The 19,533-nt window shown below is 71.9% G+C and carries 14 protein-coding genes, 1 tRNA gene and 1 pseudogene; 9 read left to right on the top strand and 7 right to left on the bottom strand.

The annotated features are described in order from the left end of the window. Window positions 1-78 precede the first annotated feature (78 nt). On the top strand, window positions 79-1,269 hold the full coding sequence (locus FHX78_RS03995) for a zinc-dependent alcohol dehydrogenase (protein ID WP_145866076.1): 1,191 nt from the start codon (window positions 79-81) through the stop codon (window positions 1,267-1,269). A 28-nt stretch (window positions 1,270-1,297) separates the two neighbouring features. Here the strand turns inward: FHX78_RS03995 and FHX78_RS03990 are convergent, their stop codons facing one another. Beyond that, window positions 1,298-2,365, bottom strand: coding sequence for an ATP-dependent DNA ligase (locus FHX78_RS03990; RefSeq protein ID WP_145866075.1), 1,068 nt, complete (start codon window positions 2,363-2,365; stop codon window positions 1,298-1,300). Between the two features lie 126 nt (window positions 2,366-2,491). On the opposite strand from FHX78_RS03990, the gene ligD reads away from it, so the two are divergent. Further along, window positions 2,492-3,514, top strand: coding sequence for a non-homologous end-joining DNA ligase (ligD, locus tag FHX78_RS03985; RefSeq protein ID WP_189908704.1), 1,023 nt, complete (start codon window positions 2,492-2,494; stop codon window positions 3,512-3,514). A 29-nt stretch (window positions 3,515-3,543) separates the two neighbouring features. Here ligD and FHX78_RS03980 read toward each other — a convergent pair whose 3' ends face one another. Beyond that, the gene (locus FHX78_RS03980; RefSeq protein WP_145866074.1) at window positions 3,544-5,736 is read right to left on the bottom strand and encodes an OmpL47-type beta-barrel domain-containing protein; all 2,193 of its coding nucleotides are present in this window, start codon (window positions 5,734-5,736) and stop codon (window positions 3,544-3,546) included. Between the two features lie 23 nt (window positions 5,737-5,759). Then, window positions 5,760-8,270, bottom strand: coding sequence for a ThuA domain-containing protein (locus tag FHX78_RS03975; RefSeq protein ID WP_189908705.1), 2,511 nt, complete (start codon window positions 8,268-8,270; stop codon window positions 5,760-5,762). A gap of 201 nt (window positions 8,271-8,471) precedes the next feature. Here FHX78_RS03975 and FHX78_RS03970 point away from each other — a divergent pair, with 201 nt between their 5' ends. From FHX78_RS03970 to FHX78_RS36660, 6 genes and pseudogenes are all read left to right on the top strand, one after another. Continuing rightward, a complete protein-coding gene (locus FHX78_RS03970; protein ID WP_145866072.1) occupies window positions 8,472-9,464 on the top strand; it encodes a multicopper oxidase domain-containing protein in 993 nt (330 codons plus the stop codon). Between the two features lie 86 nt (window positions 9,465-9,550). Then, window positions 9,551-10,588, top strand: coding sequence for a LacI family DNA-binding transcriptional regulator (locus FHX78_RS03965; RefSeq protein ID WP_145866071.1), 1,038 nt, complete (start codon window positions 9,551-9,553; stop codon window positions 10,586-10,588). Window positions 10,589-10,775: 187 nt separating this feature from the next. Then, the gene (locus FHX78_RS03960; protein ID WP_145866070.1) at window positions 10,776-11,570 is read left to right on the top strand and encodes a VOC family protein; all 795 of its coding nucleotides are present in this window, start codon (window positions 10,776-10,778) and stop codon (window positions 11,568-11,570) included. A gap of 150 nt (window positions 11,571-11,720) precedes the next feature. Further along, a complete protein-coding gene (locus FHX78_RS03955; protein ID WP_145866069.1) occupies window positions 11,721-11,966 on the top strand; it encodes a WhiB family transcriptional regulator in 246 nt (81 codons plus the stop codon). Window positions 11,967-12,003: 37 nt separating this feature from the next. Next, window positions 12,004-12,222, top strand: a pseudogene (locus FHX78_RS37315) (short-chain dehydrogenase); the annotation flags it as partial. 68 nt (window positions 12,223-12,290) lie between these two features. Further along, window positions 12,291-12,373 (top strand) — tRNA-Trp (locus tag FHX78_RS36660). A 17-nt stretch (window positions 12,374-12,390) separates the two neighbouring features. On the opposite strand, the gene FHX78_RS03945 is transcribed toward FHX78_RS36660, so the two are convergent. From FHX78_RS03945 to FHX78_RS03930, 4 genes are all read right to left on the bottom strand, one after another. Next, window positions 12,391-13,365, bottom strand: coding sequence for an acyl-ACP desaturase (locus FHX78_RS03945; protein WP_145866068.1), 975 nt, complete (start codon window positions 13,363-13,365; stop codon window positions 12,391-12,393). Between the two features lie 212 nt (window positions 13,366-13,577). Continuing rightward, on the bottom strand, window positions 13,578-14,354 hold the full coding sequence (ddaH, locus tag FHX78_RS03940; RefSeq protein WP_145866067.1) for a dimethylargininase: 777 nt from the start codon (window positions 14,352-14,354) through the stop codon (window positions 13,578-13,580). Between the two features lie 156 nt (window positions 14,355-14,510). Beyond that, window positions 14,511-16,775 (bottom strand): ATP-binding cassette domain-containing protein, encoded by a 2,265-nt coding sequence (locus FHX78_RS03935; RefSeq protein WP_145866066.1) that lies wholly within the window; start codon window positions 16,773-16,775, stop codon window positions 14,511-14,513. A gap of 10 nt (window positions 16,776-16,785) precedes the next feature. Then, window positions 16,786-18,411, bottom strand: a complete 1,626-nt coding sequence (locus tag FHX78_RS03930) for an ABC-F family ATP-binding cassette domain-containing protein (protein WP_145866065.1) — start codon at window positions 18,409-18,411, stop codon at window positions 16,786-16,788. A 322-nt stretch (window positions 18,412-18,733) separates the two neighbouring features. Between FHX78_RS03930 and FHX78_RS03925 the strand changes: the two genes are divergently transcribed. After that, window positions 18,734-19,384, top strand: a complete 651-nt coding sequence (locus tag FHX78_RS03925) for a GOLPH3/VPS74 family protein (protein WP_145866064.1) — start codon at window positions 18,734-18,736, stop codon at window positions 19,382-19,384. Window positions 19,385-19,533: the final 149 nt, after the last annotated feature.

Genomic DNA, 19,533 nt, shown 5'->3' with positions numbered 1-19,533 from the left:
TCGGCCGGAGACCGCTCGGGTACCCGGACGCCCACCGCACGAGCGACACACCGGCCACCACGGAGGGAGCGGGCGCAGATGAGGGCACTGACCTGGCAGGGAAAGCGGGACGTACGGGTGGAGAACGTGCCCGACCCACGCATCGAGGAGCCGACGGACGCGGTCATCCGCATCACCTCCACCGGGCTGTGCGGCTCGGACCTGCACCTGTACGAGGTGCTCACCCCGTTCATGACCCCGGGCGACATCCTCGGCCACGAGCCGATGGGCATCGTCGAGGAGGTCGGCGCGGCCGTGCCCGACCTCCAGGTGGGCGACCGGGTCGTGGTGCCGTTCCAGATCGCCTGCGGCAACTGCTGGATGTGCCTGACCGGACTGCCCACCCAGTGCGAGACCACCCAGGTCAGCTCCGAGGGCATGGGCGCGGCCCTGTTCGGCTACACCCGCCTCTACGGCGCGGTGCCCGGCGCCCAGGCCGAGTACCTGCGCGTCCCCCAGGCCCAGTACGGCCCGATCAAGGTCCCCGAGGGACCGCCCGACGACCGGTTCGTCTACCTCTCCGACGTACTGCCCACCGCCTGGCAGGCGGTCGCCTACGCGGGCGTCCCGCAGGGCGGCAGCGTCGCCGTGCTCGGCCTCGGCCCCATCGGCGACATGGCCTGCCGGGTCGCCCAGGTCAAGGGCGCCGGGCGGGTGTTCGGCGTGGACCTGGTCCCCGAGCGGCTGCGCCGGGCGCGCGAGCGGGGCGTGGAGACCTTCGACCTGCGCTCCTTCGACGACGAGAAGGAACTCGTCGCCGCGATCCGCGACCAGACCGACGGCCGCGGCCCCGACGCCGTGATCGACGCCGTCGGCACCGAGGCGCACGGCAGCGCGGCGGCCCGACTGGTGCAGAACGCCTCCGCCCTGCTGCCCAGGAAACTCAGCGGCCCGATGGCCGAACGCTTCAGCGTGGACCGGCTCGCCGCCCTGCACACCGCCATCGAACTGGTGCGCCGCGGCGGCACCATCTCGATCAGCGGCGTCTACGGTGGGATGGCCGACCCGATGCCCATGCTCACCCTGTTCGACAAGCAGATCCAGATGCGCATGGGCCAGGCCAACGTACGCCGCTGGAGCGACGAGATCATCCCCTACCTCACCGACGAGGACCCGCTCGGCGTCGAGGACTTCGCCACCCACCGCGTACCGCTCGCCGAGGCGCCGCAGGCCTACGCGATGTTCCAGAAGAAGGAGGACGGCGCCGTCAAGGTGCTGATGCAGCCCTGACCCCCCGGCTCCCGCGGCGGCCCCCGGCTCAGGGGCCGCCCAGGATCTCGGCCAGGTCGTAGCGCACCGGCTCCTCCAACTGCGCGTAGGTGCAGCTGTGCGGGGTGCGGTCCGGGCGCCAGCGGCGGAAACGGGCGGTGTGCCGGAAGCGCTGCCCGTTCTCCATGTGGTCGTACGCCACCTCCGCCACCCGCTCCGGACGCAGCGGCACCCACGACAGGTCCTTCCGCCCCGACCAGCGGCTCGGCGCGCCCGGCAGCCGCGCCGTCTCGTGTGCCGCCTCGTCCGCCCAGGCCGCCCACGGATGCACGGACACGTCGTCCAGGCGCAGCGGCTCCAACTCCTCGACCAGCTCCGCGCGTCGCTTCATGGAGAACGCGGCCGACACCCCGACGTGCTGGAGGGCGCCGCCGGAGTCGTAGAGGCCCAGCAGCAGCGAGCCCACCACCGGGCCGCTCTTGTGCAGGCGGTACCCGGCCACGACCACGTCCGCCGTCCGCTCGTGCTTGATCTTGAACATGGCGCGCTGGTCCTGCCGGTACCGCAGGTCCAGCGGCTTGGCGATCACCCCGTCCAGGCCCGCCCCCTCGTACTGCTCGAACCACCCCCGCGCCACCTCCACATCGGTGGTCGCCGGCGCCACGTGCACCGGAGGGGTGACTCCCGCCAGCGCCCCGGTCAGCAGCTCCCGCCGGCCGGTCAGCGGCACGTCCAGCAGCGACTCGTCCGCCAGCGCCAGCAGGTCGAACGCGACGAACGACGCCGGAGTGCGCTCCGCCAGCATCCGCACCCGTGAGTCCGCCGGGTGGATCCGCTCGGTGAGCGCGTCGAAGTCCAGATGCCCCTCCCGCGCGATGACGATCTCCCCGTCCACCACGCACCGCTCGGGCAGCCGCTCCCGCACCGCCTCCACCAGCTCCGGGAAGTACCTGGTCAGCGGCTTCCCGGTGCGGCTGCCCAGCTCCACCTCGGCGCCGTCACGGAACACGATCGCCCGGAAGCCGTCCCACTTCGCCTCGTACTGCATCCCGGGCGGGATGCTCGCCACGGACTTGGCGAGCATCGGCTTCACGGGTGGCATGACGGGCAGATCCATGCTCCGACTGTAGGAGCGCCCCGCGCGGCCCGCCTGCCGAGCACATCGAGGTGAGGCCCCCGCGGCACGCGATGAGCCGCGGCGGCTGATGTGCGAGGCGTGCCCCCTGCGCCTACCGTGGCTCGCATGGGTGACGCGGTGGAACTCGAGGTGGCCGGCCGGACGGTACGGCTGTCCAGCCCGGACAAGCTGTTCTTCCCGGAACGCGGCTTCACCAAGCTCGACCTCGCCCGCTACTACGCCGCCGTCGGCCCCGGCATCCTGCGCGCCCTCAGGAACCGGCCCACCACCCTGCAGCGCTACCCGGACGGCCTCACCGGCGAGTGGTTCTACCAGAAGCGCGCCCCCAAGGGCATGCCCGACTGGATCCCCACCGCCCACATCACCTTCCCCAGCGGCCGCAGCGCCGACGAGATGTGCCCCACCGAGGAGGCCGCGGTGGTGTGGGCCGCCCAGTACGGCACCCTCGTCTTCCACCCCTGGCCGGTGCGCCGCGACGACGTCGACCACCCCGACGAACTCCGCATCGACCTCGACCCGCAGCCCGGCACCGACTACGACGACGCCGCCCGCGCCGCCCGTGAACTGCGCGCCGTGCTGGACGAGCACGGGCTGCGCGGCTGGCCCAAGACCTCCGGCGGCCGGGGCCTGCACGTCTTCGTGCCCATCGAGCCGCGCTGGACCTTCACCCAGGTCCGCCGCGCCGCCATCGCCGTCGGCCGCGAGATGGAGCGCCGAATGCCGGAGCGGGTCACCATCAAGTGGTGGAAGGAGGAACGCGGCGAGCGCATCTTCATCGACTACAACCAGACCGCCCGCGACCGCACCATCGCCTCCGCCTACTCCGTGCGCCCCCGCCCGCACGCGCCCGTCTCGGCGCCCCTGCGCTGGGACGAGGTCGGCGTCGCGCATCCGCGGGACTTCGACCTCGCGACCATGCCCGCGCGCTTCGCCGAACTCGGCGACGTGCACGCGGACATGGACGACCACGCCTTCTCGCTGGAGCCGCTGCTCGAACTCGCCCGGCGGGACGAGCACGACCACGGCCTCGGCGACCTGCCCTACCCGCCCGAGTACCCGAAGATGCCCGGCGAGCCCAGCCGGGTACAGCCGAGCCGGGCCAGGAAGCCGAAACCCTCGGCCTCCTGACCCGGCGCGTCACACGTGGCCGTGCGGGACTACAGCTCCCTGATCCGGACGTCCCGGTAGGAGACCACGTCCGTCGTGCCGTGCACCTGGAGCCCGATGTAGCCGGAGGCGAACCGCCGCCCGTCGGTGCCCGGGTCGTCCGACCGCGGCGGCTCGAACAGCTGGCCGCCGGTGTTGTCGAACTCGTTGATCAGCACGCCGTTGCGGTAGACCGAGTAGTGCTGGTCCACCACCCGGATCTCGTAGTCGTTCCAGGTGCCCTTCTGCGTCACGCCCGCACCGGCCAGGCCCACCCGGTCGAAGCCGTAGACCGAGCCCGTCTTGTACATGTCGCCGGAGGGCGAGTCGAACACCTGGACCTCGTGCCCGTACTTGATGGCGGCCCACTCCGGACGCGACTCCTCCGGGTGGTCGTGGACCTGCGGGAACCGCACGAACACACCGGAGTTGGCGTTGCCGGTGCCCGGGGCGTCGTCACGCCACTGGAGCTTCAGCGAGAAGTCGCCGTACTTGCGCTCCGGGAACCACAGCATGCCGAGGCCCGGCTTGGTGGTGCCGGAGGTGATCGACCCGTCCGGGTTCAGCGCGAACGAACCGCCGCCGACCTGCTCCCACCGGGCGAAGGACTCCGCGCTGCCGTCGAGGATCTTGCGGTAGCCCTCGGTCTGGCCGGGCTTGCCGATCCCGGACTCACGGGCCGCCTTGGTGACGGCGCGGTGCTCCCGCTTGTCGATGACCCCTTCCTTCTGCAGCGCGTCCAGGACGCCCTTGACGTGCTTGAGGAAGAGGGCCTGCGAGGTCCACTCCTTCTCGTCCTCGATCAGCTCGCCGATCCGGCACCGGTTGTTGGTGACCCGGTTCGGCACGCCCGAGTCGACCGTGCCGACGATCACCGTCAGCCGCTCGTCGTACTCCGGGCAGTTGGGCGCGGGCACCCCGCCGTCCGCCACCACCGTGAAGGTCGCCGTGAGCGGCTGGGAGGTGTTGCCGGCCTTGTCGGTCGCCCGGTAGGCCACGGTGTGCCGGCCCGCCCGGTCGACGACCACGGGCTCGGTGTACGCCAGGTACGGTCCGCCGTCGAGCGAGTACTCGATGCCCGCGACCCCCGAACCGCCGTGCCCGTCGTCCGCGCTGATCGTCACGGTGGCGTCACCGACGTAGGCACCGTCGGAGTTCCTGGTGCCCTCGACGGTCACGCCGGTCGCGGGCGGGGTGGTGTCCTGCGGGGGAGCGGCGACGACCGTGAACTCCACGCTCTTCTCCGCCGCCGCGTTGCCCGCCTTGTCGGTGGCGCGGTAGCGCACCGTGTGCGTCCCGGCCTGGTGGACCATCACCGGCCCGGTGTACGCCTGCCAGGCACCGTCGGCCCCGAGCGCGTACTCGATGGTGTTGACGCCGGAGCCGGTGTCCGACGCGGTGACGGTGACCGTCGCCATGTCGATGTAGGCCCCGTCGGCGTTCTTCTCGCCGTCCACGGTCGCCGAGGTCTCCGGCGCCGTGGTGTCGTCGGAGGGCTGCGCGACGACCGTGAACTCCACACTCTCCTCGGCCGAGACGTTGCCCGCCTTGTCCAGCGCGCGGTAGCGCACCGAGTGCGTGCCGACCTGGTCGAAGACGACCGGGGCGGTGTACGGCTGCCAGGCGCCGTCGGCCCCGAGCGCGTACTCGATCCGGTCCACGCCCGAGCCCGCGTCGGTGGCCTCGACCGTCACGCTCGCCGAACCCACGTACTGGCCCTCGGAGTTCCGCGTGCCGTTCACCTTCGCCGTGGCCTCCGGCGCGGTGGTGTCCTCACCGCCGCCCTCGGTCACCGTCAGGATGCCCTGCATCTCCCCGTGGCCGGGGATGGTGCAGTGGTAGAAGTAGCGGCCCGGGGTGAGGGTCACCTCGGCGGTGTGCTTGCCGCCCTGGGCGTCGTTCGGACTGGCCAGGATGTTCAGCTGGACGTCGTTGTTGAACTCCGGGTCGGAGGTCGCGAACGTCAGCGTGTGCGGCATCCCGGTGGTGTTGCCGGTGGCCGCGCTGTTCTCGAAGACGATCGTCGCCGGACCGGCCACCGCGGTCGCCGGCGCGGAGGTGTACTCGGTGATGCCGTCGCCGGCGGTCCAGGTGAGCACCTGGGCCGCGGCCGCCGTGTCGGTTGAGTCGGTCTCGCCGGCCGTGGACGTCGCCGTCTGCAGGCCGAGCATCATGAGCAGGGCGGCCAGCAGGGCAGCCCACATTCTTCGTTGCCGTATCACTGGTTTCACTCGGCCTTCCTCGCCAGCTGACCGGCGGCCGGGGTCGGCCCGCCGCCCGTGTAGGTGACCCGCCACAGCGCGGACTTGGTGTCGGAGGTGAAGAAGCCGCGGCCGTAGTCGAGGACGTACAGCGCGCCGTCCGGACCGAACCTCCAGTCCATCAGGTTCTTGATGCCGTCGTTGCCGATCGGCACGATCTTCTTCAGTGACTCCGAGTGCACCGGCAGACCGCCGTCACCCTGTGTCCTCGGATCCATCAGCACCGCGTTGCGCGGCTGGTCGGCGTCGTAGAAGTCACCGACGAACCACTTGCCGTCCCAGTAGGCCGGCCACTTGGTCTCACTCGTGCTCGACTCGTCGTAGCGGTAGAGCGGGCCGTTCATCGCGGCCTGGCCGCCGCCCTTGAGCCAGGGCAGCCGGTAGGTGGCCTCCTCCGCCTTGTAGGAGGGGACTCCCGCGGCGTCCCGCGGGTAGTCGGGCGCCCCGCCCTGCGGCGAGTACCAGATGTTGTTGCCGGTCACCGGCGGCACGTTCACCAGGCCGTCGTTGTTCGGCGACTCGTTCCTCGGGTGGTCGCAGTCGTACCAGCCCAGCGGCTTGGACGGGTCGGGCAGGTTGCGGTCCCGGTAGGGCTGCTTGTTGCCCATGCAGTACGGCCAGCCCCGGTTGGACGCCTTGGTGATCACCGCGAACGTGTCGTACTTGGCCGGGCCCCAGGTCGTCGACGGCTGACCGGCGTCCGGACCGACCCAGCCCGCGTAGAGCGTGTCGGTCTCCTTGTCGACGGAGATGCGCGCCGGGTTGCGCACACCCATCACATAGATCTCGCCGCGCGTCTTGCCGCCGCCCTCGGCGGTCTCCTTGCCGGTGAACAGGTTGCCCTCGGGGAGGGTGTACGTGCCGTCCGGCTCGGGGTGGATGCGCAGGATCTTGCCGTTGAGGTTGTTGGTGTTGCCGGCGGTGCGGCGCGCGTCCGCGAAGGACACGCCCTTGAAGTTGGGCTCGGGGTTGTTGCCCGAGTAACCGCCGCTGAAGCCGCTGGAGTTGTTGTCACCGGTGGCGATGTACAGGTTGCCCTTGGAGTCCCAGGCCATCCCGCCGCCCGCGTGGCAGCAGCTGTGGATCTGCACCGGCCACTTCAGCAGCACCTTCTCGCTGGCCAGGTCCAGCTTGTCGGTGGCCTGGTCGAGCGTGAAGCGGGAGACCCGCCGCTCGGCCATGTGCGTGTCCCGGTTGATCTCGGAGTGCGGCGTGTAGTGCAGGTACACCCAGCCGTTCTCCTGGAAGTCCGGGTCCAGTTCGATGCCGAGCAGGCCCTCCTCGACCTTCCTCAGCTCGTCGCCGCCGCCCTTGTTGCCGAAGACGGTCAGCGCCCCGGCGAGGGTGACCTTCCTGGTCTTCGGGTCGTAGACGTGGATCTCGCCCGTGCCCTTGCCGATGTTCGGGTCGTTCCAGTCGGTGACCACGGGCTGCGAGGAGTCGGCGCCGCCGCGGCCGATGTAGAAGACGCGGCCGTCGGGGGCGGCGACCAGGCCGTGCGGCTCGCCGATCTGGTCGTTCCGTCCCGGCTGGTTGGGCTGGGTCAGCCGCTCCGCCTTGTAGTTGCCGTTGATCGCGGCCTTGCAGTCGGCCTGCACGAGCCGGGTGGTCCACAGCAGGGCGCCGCGCAGGTGGTCACGGAAGTCGGTCTCGTCGTACGACGACACCGTGCCGCCCATGCCGGTGTAGAAGGACCGGCCGCCGTCGTAGTCGCGGCACCAGCTCACCGGATGGTCCGCGCCGTTGGCGCCCGCGCCGGGAGCGTAGGTCGACTCGCGCACCCTGGCGACCGTGTGCACCTCACCGGAGGGGTTCTCCGCCCAGTTCAGCCACTTGTCGGGGCGCTTCCACTCCAGGGGCAGTCCCTGGGTCGAGGGATGCCGGCGGTCGCCGACCTCGACCGTCGCGCGCTGCACCTTCTCGGGGCTCGACGCCGTGGGGCGGGCGCCGATGAGACCGGTGAACCAGTCCGAGTAGGGCTCCGCGCGGGCCGCGTCGTGCAGGCCGACGAAACCGCCGCCGGCCTCCATGTACGCCTCCAGGCCCGCCTCCTGGTCCGGGTCGAGGACGTCGCCGCCCCCGGTCAGGAACACGATGGCGTTGAAACGGCCCAGCATCTTCGCGTCGGTGAAGACCGAGGCGTCGTCGGAGGCGGTGACCTTGAACCGCTGGTCGGCCGGCCCCGACAGCCCGATCCGCTCGATCGTCTCGATCCCGGCGTTGACCAACGGTGATTCGTCGCCGCCGGCCGCGGAGCCGTGGAACAGCAGCACGCGTACGTTCGCGCCACCCGGGGGCGACTTGATGGACATCGTTGTCAGGGACGGATCCGGGGCCGGCCGCGCGGTGGCGGCGGGACCCGACAGCAGTCCGGCGGTGACGGCCCCGGCGGCCACGGTGGCCGCCCAGAGGCGTCGTCTCGTTCTCGTCCTTGGTGCGCCGGCGGTGCTTCTCGTGCTCAACCCTCGTAAGCGCATGGGCTCTTGACGCGATGTGAACCGCATGTGGCCACCCACCCCTCCTCGGTCGCAGCAACAGCGACAAGGAAGCTAGACCTCTTTGCGTCATTCGCCAATACCTATGGCCGCAATGAAACGAACTTTGTCCTGACTGTGGATAAACCCCGGGGTGGCCGCTACGGTTTCACAGGTTCATGACAGCCACGTGGGGAGTTCGGCATGGACAGACGCGGTTTCAACCGACGGGTGATGCTGGGTGGCGCGGCCGTCGCGACATCGTTGTCCTTCGCACCGGAGGCCGTGAGCGCGGGCAAACCTGCGAACACCGCGCCCGCCGGGGGCGAGGTGCGGCGCATCAAGATGTACGCCGAGCGGCTGGACGGCGGCGGGATGGGCTACGGCTTCGAGAAGGGCAAGGCGTCCGTCCCCGGCCCGCTGATCGAGCTCAACGAGGGCGACACGCTGCACATCGAGTTCGAGAACACCATGGACGTACCGGTGAGCCTGCACGTCCACGGCCTCGACTACGAGATCTCCAGCGACGGCACGAAGCAGAACAGGAGCGACGTCCCGCCGGGCGGCACCCGCACCTACACCTGGCGCACCCACAAGCCCGGCCGCCGGTCGGACGGCACCTGGCGCTCGGGCAGCGCGGGCTACTGGCACTACCACGACCACGTCGTCGGCACGGTGCACGGCACCGGAGGCATCCGCAACGGCCTCTACGGCCCGGTGATCGTGCGGCGCAAGGGCGACGTCCTCCCCGACGCGACCCACACCATCGTCTTCAACGACATGACGATCAACAACCGCAAGCCCCACACCGGCCCGGACTTCGAGGCCACCGTGGGCGACCGCGTCGAGTTCGTCATGATCACGCACGGCGAGTTCTACCACACGTTCCACATGCACGGTCACCGCTGGGCCGACAACCGCACCGGCATGCTGACCGGCCCCGACGACCCGAGCCAGGTCATCGACAACAAGATCTGCGGCCCGGCGGACTCCTTCGGCTTCCAGGTGATCGCGGGGGAGGGCGTCGGAGCGGGCGCCTGGATGTACCACTGCCACGTCCAGAGCCACTCCGACATGGGCATGGTGGGGCTGTTCCTGGTGAAGAAGCCGGACGGCACGATCCCCGGGTACGACCCGCACGACCACGCCCACGGGCAGGCCGCCGAGGAGGAGCAGGACCAGGAACACCAGCACTGACCTGACGAAACCCGGTCCGCGGGCTCTCTCGCCCGTCGGCGGGCCGGGGCTATCCTTGCCGGCAGCCGCAGGTGAGGAGCCCCGAAGTGACCGAGACAGTGCCGCGCCCCACGCTGGAGGCGGTGGCCGCGCGGGCCGGGGTCTCCCGCGCCACCGTCTCCCGCGTGGTCAACGGCTCCGACGGAGTGCGCGAGCCCCTGGCCGAGCGGGTCCGCAGGGCGGTGGACGAACTGGGCTACGTACCCAACCAGGCGGCACGCAGCCTGGTCACCAAGCGGCACGACGCCGTCGCCGTCATCGTGGCCGAACCGGAGACCCGCGTCTTCGCCGACCCCTTCTTCGCGCGGCAGCTGCGCGGCATCAGCAAGGAGCTGACGGCCCATGACAACCAGCTCGTCCTGCTGCTCACCGAGGACCGCGACGACCACGCCCGGGTCGGCCGCTACCTGGCCGGCGGCCATGTCGACGGCGCGCTGGTCTTCTCCCTCCACATCGACGACCCGCTGCCCGAACTGATCCAGCGGGCCGGTCTGCCGACCGTGTTCGGCGGCCGGCCCGACTGGAACGGCGGCCCGGACGGCGTCGTCTACGTCGACAGCGACAACCGGGGCGGCGCCCGCGACGCCGTACGGCATCTGCTCGGCCTCGGCCGCAGCCGCGTCGCGCACATCACCGGCGCCCTGGACCAGACCTCGGCGGTGGACCGGCTCGACGGCTTCCGGGACGTCATGGCCGACGCCGATCCCCGGCTGGTCGTGGAGGGCGACTTCACCGCGGCCTGCGGCGAGTGGGCGATGCGCGAACTCCTCGACCGCTGCCCCGGCCTCGACGCGGTGTTCGCCGCCAACGACATCACCGCGGCGGGCGCCCTGCGGGTGCTGCGCGAGCGCGGGCTGCGGGTGCCGGACGACGTGGCGGTCGTCGGCTTCGACGACATGCTGCCGATCGCCGAACAGACCGAACCGCCGCTCACCACGGTCCGCCAGGACATCGAGGAGATGGGCCGGCTGATGGCCCGCCTCCTGCTGCGCGACCTCGACCGCACGACCGCGCCGGACGAGAGCGGCGGGACCCCGTCCGGCGTGATCCTCCCGACGACCCTGGTCCGGCGCGCGTCCGCGTGAGGGGGGCCGGGGCGGCCGCGCGGGCCTGAGGGACGGGGGCCGGTGCGCGTCCGCGTGCGGTGCGGCCCGCGGCCGGGTGGCCGTTGCCGGACCCGCGCTACGCCCGTCCGGGTGCTCCGACGGCGACGGCCGGTGGGCGGTGGAAGACTCGGCAGAGCAGGCGACGGGACCGCCCGGAGGAGGCACCATGCTCACCACCCGCTTCGTCGACGGCGCCCCCGACTGGATCGACGTCGGCACCCCCGACATCGAGGGCACCACCGCCTTCTACGGCGGCCTGTTCGGCTGGGAGTTCCGGCCGGCGGGCCCCGACGCCGGCGGCTACGGCTTCTTCCGGCTGGCCGACCGGATCGTCGCCGGCGGCATGCCCACCGCACCGGAGCAGGGCCCGCCCGCGTGGACCGTCTACTTCCGCAGCCCCGACGCCGATGCCACGGCGCGGGCCGCCGAGCAGGCCCGGGGCAGCGTGCCCATGCCGCCGACGGACGTGAAGGGGCAGGGCAGGACGGCCGTCCTCGCCGACCAGGCGGGCGTCCCCTTCGGCGTCCGGGAGCCGCACCTCCTCAAGGGCTTCGAGGCGGCCGGCGAGGTCGGCTCCCTGTGCTGGGTCGAGCTCTACACCCCGGACATCGCCCGCGCCGCCGCCTTCTACCACGCCGTCCTCGGCTGGGAGACCTCCGCCGTGACCTTCCCCGACGGCGTCTACACCTCCGTCAACCCCGCCGGAACCGGCGACGACGGCATGTTCGGCGGGCTGGTCCCGCTGGCCGACGACCCTACCGAGGCGGTGAGCGGCCGCCCCCACTGGCTGCCCTACATCGGGGTGGACGACCCCGACGCCGTCGTCGCCAGGGCCGTGGACCTCGGCGGCAGGGTGCGGATGCCGGCCACCTCCCTCGCCGGCGTCGGCCGGCTGGCACGGCTGGAGGACCCGTACGGCGCGCGGTTCGCGGTCCTCAAGGGCGATCCGCGCCAGAGCTGAACACCGGCGCGCCGCCGTGCGCGTCCGGACACCCGGCGTCATCATCATGCGGTCACGGACGTCCGCGGCGCGGCCCGCGGGGCCGCGGCCCGGCGCCGCGTTGATCCCGCGTTGATCGAACGTTTTTCGCCGCCCGGCACGCTTCCGGCCATGCACATCGACACGTACCCGGCGCCCGACCTCGCCTGGCAGGAGGAGGCCCTGTGCGCGCAGACCGGGGGAGACTTCTTCTTCCCCGAGCCCGGTAGCTCGGTCCGGGAGGCCAAGCGCATCTGCGGCCTCTGCCCGATCCGCGCGGCCTGCCTGGACTACGCCCTCGCCCACGACATGCGGTTCGGCGTCTGGGGCGGCCTGTCGGAGAAGGAACGCCTGGAACTGCGCCGCGCGGGACGGTAGCCCGCGCCGGTCACCCGCCGCGCGGGCGGACAGCGCGCAGCGGCTCGACCGGCTGCGGGTCCTCGCCGTCGACCTGCGCGACCCCCGTCAGGTGCTGGGGCTGTGCGAGGAACTGCGCCAGGAGGGCGAGCCGTTGGACATCCTCGTCAACAACGCGGCGCGGACCGTGCGGCGGCCACCGGAGTCGTACGCGCTGCTCGCCTCCGGGGAACGGGACGCCCTGCCCGAGGGCGCGCGGCGGGCCCCGGGCTTCACGCCACCGTCGGCCGGTGCCGTGCCACGACCGGTGAGACCCGGCGCGTCGGCCTCTACGCTGCCCCCGAGGGCGGGGTCGCAACGCAGAGGCCGACGCGCCGGGTCTCCAAAAACCGGGACACGCTGGTTCGGATCCAGCCGCCCCGCCCCCACGGGTCCCGGCCGGTGCTCAGCCGGCGGCGCGGGCCGCCATGCGGGCCTTGCGGGCCGCCAGCTTCTCGTCGAACTTCGAGGCCTCCGCGTCCAGGCCGCCCATGAACAGGCCCAGTTCCTCCTGGGCCTTGACGCCCTCGGGGCCCAGCCCGTCGATCTCCATGACCTTCAGGAAGCGCAGCACCGGCTGGATCACGTCGTCGTGGTGGATGCGCAGGTTGTAGACCTCGCCGATGGCCATCTGCGCGGCCGCCCGCTCGAAGCCGGGGATGCTGTGGCCGGGCATCCGGAAGTTCACCACGACGTCGCGCACCGCCTGCATGGTCAGGTCGGGGGCGAGCTCGAACGCCGCCTTGAGCAGGTTGCGGTAGAACACCATGTGCAGGTTCTCGTCGGTCGCGATGCGGGCCAGCATGCGGTCGCAGACCGGGTCGCCGGACTGGTGGCCGGTGTTGCGGTGCGAGATGCGGGTGGCCAGCTCCTGGAAGGCCACGTAGGCGATCGAGTGGAGCATCGAGTGCCGGTTGTCCGACTCGAAGCCCTCGCTCATGTGCGCCATGCGGAACTGCTCCAGCTTGTCCGGGTCCACCGCGCGCGAGGCCAGCAGGTAGTCCCGCATCACGATGCCGTGCCGGCCCTCCTCGGCCGTCCAGCGGTGCACCCAGGTGCCCCAGGCGCCCTCGCGGCCGAACAGCGTGGCGATCTCGTGGTGGTAGCTGGGCAGGTTGTCCTCGGTCAGCAGGTTCACCACCAGCGCGATCCGGCCGACCTCGGTGACCTTCGACTGCTCCTTCTCCCAGGCCTCGCCGTCCTCGAAGAAACCGGGGAAGTTGCGGCCGTCGCTCCACGGCACGTACTCGTGCGGCATCCAGTCCTTGGTGACCTTCAGATGCCGGTTCAGCTCCTTCTCGACCACTTCCTCCAGTGCGTACAACAGCCGGGCGTCGGTCCAGACCGAAGGGCTGCCGAGGTGGGGAGAAGTGAGCGACACGAGTGACTCCATGGGGACGGTGACATGAGGCAGTCCCGGCGAGCGGGCCGGGAACCTACGGCATCGTAGGCTACGAACCCGTAGGTTACGTAGCCGTAGGTTAAGGGCGCTGTAAAGACCCCTGATCAGCGGGGATCCCTTCGGGTGAGGGATCGGGGCGCGAGCGCCCGGAGCCGCAGGTCGTTGCGCCGTACGGGTGAAGGTGCCCGGAGTCAGGCATACAACTCCCGCAGACGCACCGAGAGGCATGTCACACAGCCCTCGAGTTTCTCGAACTCGCCGATGTCCACCGGCACCGGCTCGTAACCGAGGTCGGCGAACAGCTCCGCGGTCTTCGGCGCGCTCGACGCCATCAGCAGTCTGTCACCGCCCAGCAGCACCACGTGCGCCCCGGACGGCTCCGGCACCGGCAGGAAGCGGGGGAACAGCGACGGCGCGTCCATGTGCGGGATGTGCCCGACGACCGTCCCGTCCGGCAGGGCCGTCACCGCCGACTTCAGATGCAGCACCTTGGCGACCGGCACGGCCACCACCCGGGCGCCCAGCGGCTCGAACGCGGCCCGCACCTGCTGCACCCCGGCCGCGTTGGTGCGCCCGCCGCGGCCCACGTAGACGGTGTCGCCGACCTTGAGGACGTCGCCGCCGTCCAGCGTGCCCGGCTCCCACACCCAGTTCACCGAGCAGCCCAGCGACGCCACGGCCTCCTCGACCCCGGGCGTCTCCGCGCGCCGGGACCCGGCCCCGGACCGGGCGATCAGCGCCACGTTCCGGTACATCACCACCGTGTCCTCGACGAACACGGAGTCCGGGCAGTCGTCGGCCGGGTCCACCTCGATCGTCTCCCAGCCGTGGGCGCGCAGCGCCTCCGTGTACGCCTCCCACTGCTCCACCGCGCGGCCGGCGTCGACGCGTTCCCGTTCGAGGTGCGTCACCAGCCCCTCGGCCAGGCGGGGGGAGGGGCGGCGGACGAGGGCCTTCTTGCTGGGCACGAGCGGGACTCCGTATCGGACGGGACATGTCTGGCCGTACCGGAGCCGTCCGGGAACGGCCTGTAGCCCTCCGGCGCCGGGAACAGCCATCATGCAGCGCCGTCCCCGACCGGGCCACCCCCGGCGCCGATGAGATGTACCACCGGGTAACCGGCCTCAGCGCACGGCGCGCCGCAGGTGCTGCCCCGTGAAGGACCCCTCGGCCTCCAGCAGCTGGGCCGGAGTGCCCTCGAAGACCACCCGGCCGCCGTCCCGTCCGCCGCCCGGACCGAGGTCGATCACCCAGTCGGCGCGGGCCACGACGTCCAGGTTGTGCTCGACGACGAGGACGGTGTTGCCCGCGTCCACGAGCCGGTCGAGGAGGGCGACGAGCCCGTCCACGTCCGCCATGTGCAGCCCGGTCGTCGGCTCGTCGAGCACGTACACCGCACCCGTGCGGTGCAGCCGGGTGGCGAGCTTGATCCGCTGCCGTTCACCGCCGGAGAGGGTGGACAGCGGCTGCCCCAGGGTGAGGTAGGTCAGGCCGACGTCCCGCAGCGCCCGCAGCCTGCGCCGTACCCCGGTGTCGTCGAAGAGGTCCAGCGCCTGTTCGGCCGTCATCTCCAGCACGTCGGCGACGGAGTGGCCGCCGACGGTCAGCCGCAGCACCTCGTCCTTGAAGCGCCGCCCCTCGCAGGCGGGGCACGTCGTCGTCACCGGGTCCATGAACGCGAGGTCGGTGTACATGATCCCGCGGCCCTCGCAGGTCCCGCAGGCGCCCTCGGAGTTGAAGCTGAACAGCCCCGGCTCGGCCCCCGTCTCCCGCGCGAAGATCTTCCGCACCGTGTCCATGATCCCGAGATACGTCGCCGGGGTGGACCGGGCGGAGATGCCGATCGAGGACTGGTCGACCACCACGGCGTCACCGTGGGCGGCGGTGAACTCGGCGACCAGGGTGCTCTTGCCGGAGCCGGCGACCCCGGTCACCGCGGTGAGCACCCCGGCCGGGAACCGCACGGTGACCTCGCGCAGGTTGTGCCGGCGGGCCCCCTTCACCCACAGCTCGCCCACCGCCTCCCGCACCGTGTCCTTGACCGCCGTACGCCGCCGCAGACACCGTCCGGTGAGCGTGCCGGAGGCGGCGAGCGCGTCCGGCGTCCCCTCGAACACCACCCGGCCGCCCCCGGTGCCCGCCCCCGGGCCCATGTCGACCACATGGTCGGCCAGGGCGATGACGTCGGGGTCGTGCTCGACCACCAGCACCGTGTTGCCCTTGTCGCGCAGCCGCAGCAGCAGTTCACCGAGGCGGTGGACGTCCCGCGGGTGCAGTCCGACGCTGGGCTCGTCGAAGATGTACGTCATCCCGGTCAGACTGGACCCGAGGTGCCGCACGGTCTTCAGCCGCTGCCCCTCGCCGCCGGAGAGGGTGGTCGTCTCCCGGTCGAGGCTGAGGTAGCCGAGCCCGATCCGCTCGATCCGCTCCAGGGCGGCGACGGCGGCCCGGGCGATCGGCGCGGCCACCGGGTCGTCGATCTCCCGCAGCACGGCGATCAGGTCGGTGACCTGCATCCGGGCGCAGTCGGCGATGGACCGGCCGCCGATCCGGGACGCCAGCGCCGCCTCGTTGAGCCGGGCGCCCCCGCAGGCCGCGCAGACCCCCTCGGCCAGGAACTCCCGCACCGTGTCCCGGGTCCTCTGGCTCATCCCCGCCAGGTCCCGCTTCAGGTACAGCCGCTCGAAACGGTCGGCCAGCCCCTCGTACTCGGTGGTCCACGTCCCGCCCGTGCCGCTCACGGTGACCTTGCTGCCCGGGCGCCCCCGCATCAGGAACTCCCGCTCGGCCGCGGTGAACTCCCGCACCGGCTTGTGCGGGTCCAGCTCGTCGCTGTTGGTGTACGCCTGCCCCTGCCAGGTCCCGGCGGCGAACGGCGGGAAGCGGACCGCCCCCTCGGCGAGGGAGCGGTCCGGGTCGAGGATGCGGTCCCAGTCGGGCCGTACGGTCCGGCCCAGGCCGTCGCACGCGGGGCACATGCCCGACGGGTCGTTGAACGAGTACGCCGTCGCCGGTCCGGCGCTCGGTGTGCCGTGCCGGGAGAACAGCACCCGCAGCACCGAGGAGACGTCCGTCATCGTGCCGACCGTCGACCGGGAGTGGCCGCCGATGGGCCGCTGGTCGACGACGATCGCGGGCGTGAGGTGCTCCAGCGCTTCCGCGTGCGGACGTTCGTACTTGGGCAGCCGGCTGCGCACGAACCAGGTGAACGTCTCGGCCAGTTGCCGCTGCGACTCGACCGCGATCGTGTCGAAGACGACCGACGACTTCCCCGATCCCGAAACGCCGGTGAACACGGTCAGCCGGCCCTTCGGGATGCGGAGCGAGACGTCCTTGAGGTTGTTCTCCCCGGCCCCGGTGATGGTGATGAACTCGCTGGTCTGGCTCATGCCCGAGACGCTAGGCGGGATACCCGACAGCTTCTGGCGTGATTTCCTTCAGCTCTCCCTCCTCCATCAGCAGCCAGCGGGTGATGCCGATCGACTCCAGGAACGGCAGGTCGTGACTGGCCACGATCAGGGCTCCCTCGTACGACTCCAGCGCCGTGGTCAGCTGTCTCACGCTCGCCATGTCGAGGTTGTTGGTCGGCTCGTCCAGCATCAGCAGCTGCGGCGCGGGCTCCGCCAGCATCAGCGCGGCCAGCGCCGCCCGGAACCGCTCGCCGCCGGAGAGCGTCGCCGCCTGCTGGTCGGCCCGGGCGCCCCGGAACAGGAAGCGGGCGAGACGGGCCCGGATCCGGTTGTTGGTGGCGCCCGGCGCGAACCGGGCCACGTTCTCGGCGACGGTCAGCTCCGGGTCGAGGACGTCGAGTCGCTGCGGCAGGAACCGCAGCGGGACGTGCGCCACCGCCTCGCCCGACACCGGCTCCAGTTCCCCGGCGACCGTGCGCAGCAGCGTCGTCTTGCCCGCGCCGTTGCGCCCGATCAGCGCGACCCGCTCGGGGCCCCGCAGATCGAGACCGCCGTCCACCCGGGCGCCGTACGCCAGACCGAGGTCGCGCAAGGTGAGCACCTCCCGGCCCGGCGGCACGGCCGTGTACGGCAGGTCGACGCGGATCTCGGCGTCGTCCCGCACCGCCTCCACCGCTTCGTCGAGCCGCTCCCTGGCCTCGGAGAGCTTCTCCTCGTGCATGATGCGGTGCTTGCCCGCGGACTCCTGCGCCGCGCGCTTGCGCGCTCCCATGACGATCTTCGGCTCGCGTTTCTGCTCGAACATCTTCTGCCCGTACCGCTTGCGCCGGGCCAGCTTGACCTGGGCGTCGACCAGTTCGCGCTTCTGCTTGCGGAAGTCCGCCTCGGCGACGCGCACCATGCGTTCGGCGGCCTCCTGTTCGACGGCCAGGGCCTCCTCGTACGCCGAGAAGTTGCCGCCGTACCAGGTGACCTCACCGGAGCGCAGGTCCGCGATCTGGTCGACCAGGTCCAGCAGTTCACGGTCGTGGCTGACCACGACCATCACCCCGGCCCAGCCCTCGACGGCCGCGTACAGCCGCCTGCGGGCGTACAGGTCGAGGTTGTTGGTGGGCTCGTCGAGCAGCAGCACGTCCGGACGGCGCAGCAGCAGCGCGGCCAGCCGCAGCAGCACCGACTCGCCGCCCGACAGCTCGCCGACGGTGCGGTCGAGCCCGATGTGCCCGAGCCCGAGCTCGCCGAGCGTGGCGAGGGCGCGCTCCTCGACGTCCCAGTCGTCGCCGACGGTCTCGAAGTGCTCCTCGGCCACGTCGCCCGCCTCGATGGCGTGCAGCGCGGCCCGGCGCGCCGCGACCCCGAGGGCCTCGTCGACCCTCAGCGCGGTGTCCAGGGTCACGTTCTGCGGCAGATAGCCCACCTCGCCGGCGACCCGGACGGCGCCGTCGGCCGGGGCGAGGTCACCGGCGATCAGTTTCAACAGGGTCGACTTACCGGACCCGTTGACGCCGACGAGTCCGGTGCGGCCGGGGCCGAAGGCGACGTCGAGGCCCTCGAAGACGGTGGTGCCGTCGGGCCAGGTGAAGGCGAGGGACACGCAGGTGATGGATGATGACATAAGGGTCTCCGCGGTTGCTCGAAGCGATCAGGGGCACACGCGTATCGAGACACCGCGGGACGACGGTCGGCAGCCGGAAGGGAAACCGTGGGCAGAAGAAAAGCCCTGTTCCGCAGGGACCGCAGGGACGGCTCGAACGCCGAGGTCGCACGCGACGCACACACCTGACCGGTGTGACGCGGTGTCTCAGAACCTCAGACGAGCAACGTCCTTCTCCCATCGACGGCAACAGAGGCGTTGTCAACGGTAGGAGGGGCCGGATCGGCTGTCAACGCCTTTACCGGATGACCGGATCTCGACGTCACTGCCCCGAGGAGGCCCTGTGTCCAACGGCTCGCTCTCCCTGCCGTCCCGCCTCTACCTGCTGGCCTGGGACACCGCGCGACGCGAGGTCACCGAACCGGCCCGGCTGCCCTCCGTCGTGCGGGCCGGTGCCCTCACCGAGCTGGCCCGGCGCGGTCTGCTGACCGACGACGACGGCATCGTCACCCCGCTCGACCTGGACTCCCGCACCGGGGACGCGGTCCTCGACGGGCTGCTGGAGCTGGTGAGCGAGTCCTGTCCGCACGGCTGGCGCACCTGGGTGACGCTGCGGGCGCGCCACACCCTCGACGCAGTCCGGGAGCAACTGGTGGCCGAGGGGGTGCTGCGCGCGGAGCGGCGCCGGGTCCTCCGGGTGTTCCCGTCCGTGGACCACGTCCTGGCCGACACGGCCCGCGTGGACGCCCTGCACCGGGAGGCCCGGCTGATCCTGGACGCGTCCGCACCGGACGAGCCGGTTCCCGGCCCGGCCGCGACCGCCGCGGCCCTCGCCGCCGTGGCCGGCCTGCTGCCGGGCGCGGACGACCGGCGCGTCGAGCGGCTCGTCCGGCTCGCGGGGGCGCCCGCCCCTGCGCTCGACGGAATCCTGAGCGCCCTGCGCACGACGCACGCCGGGTCGGTACCGGCCCCCGCGTTCCCCCGGGGCGGCTGAGCCGACGGCCGGCGCGCTCGCCGTCCGGCCGTTCCGCGCCGAGGTGGGCCGTGTCCCGCGGGGCCGTCGACCCGGGGCACGGGGGAATCCGCCCCCACGTTCCACGGCGGGCCGCATCGCGTGCCCGGGCGTGGGGCATCGCGCGCACG

The sequence above is a fragment of the Streptomyces capillispiralis genome (assembly GCF_007829875.1).
Taxonomy (GTDB): domain Bacteria; phylum Actinomycetota; class Actinomycetes; order Streptomycetales; family Streptomycetaceae; genus Streptomyces; species Streptomyces capillispiralis.
The sequence above is the reverse complement of the archived record's forward strand: the minus strand, read 5'-3'. Positions and strand labels throughout refer to the sequence as shown.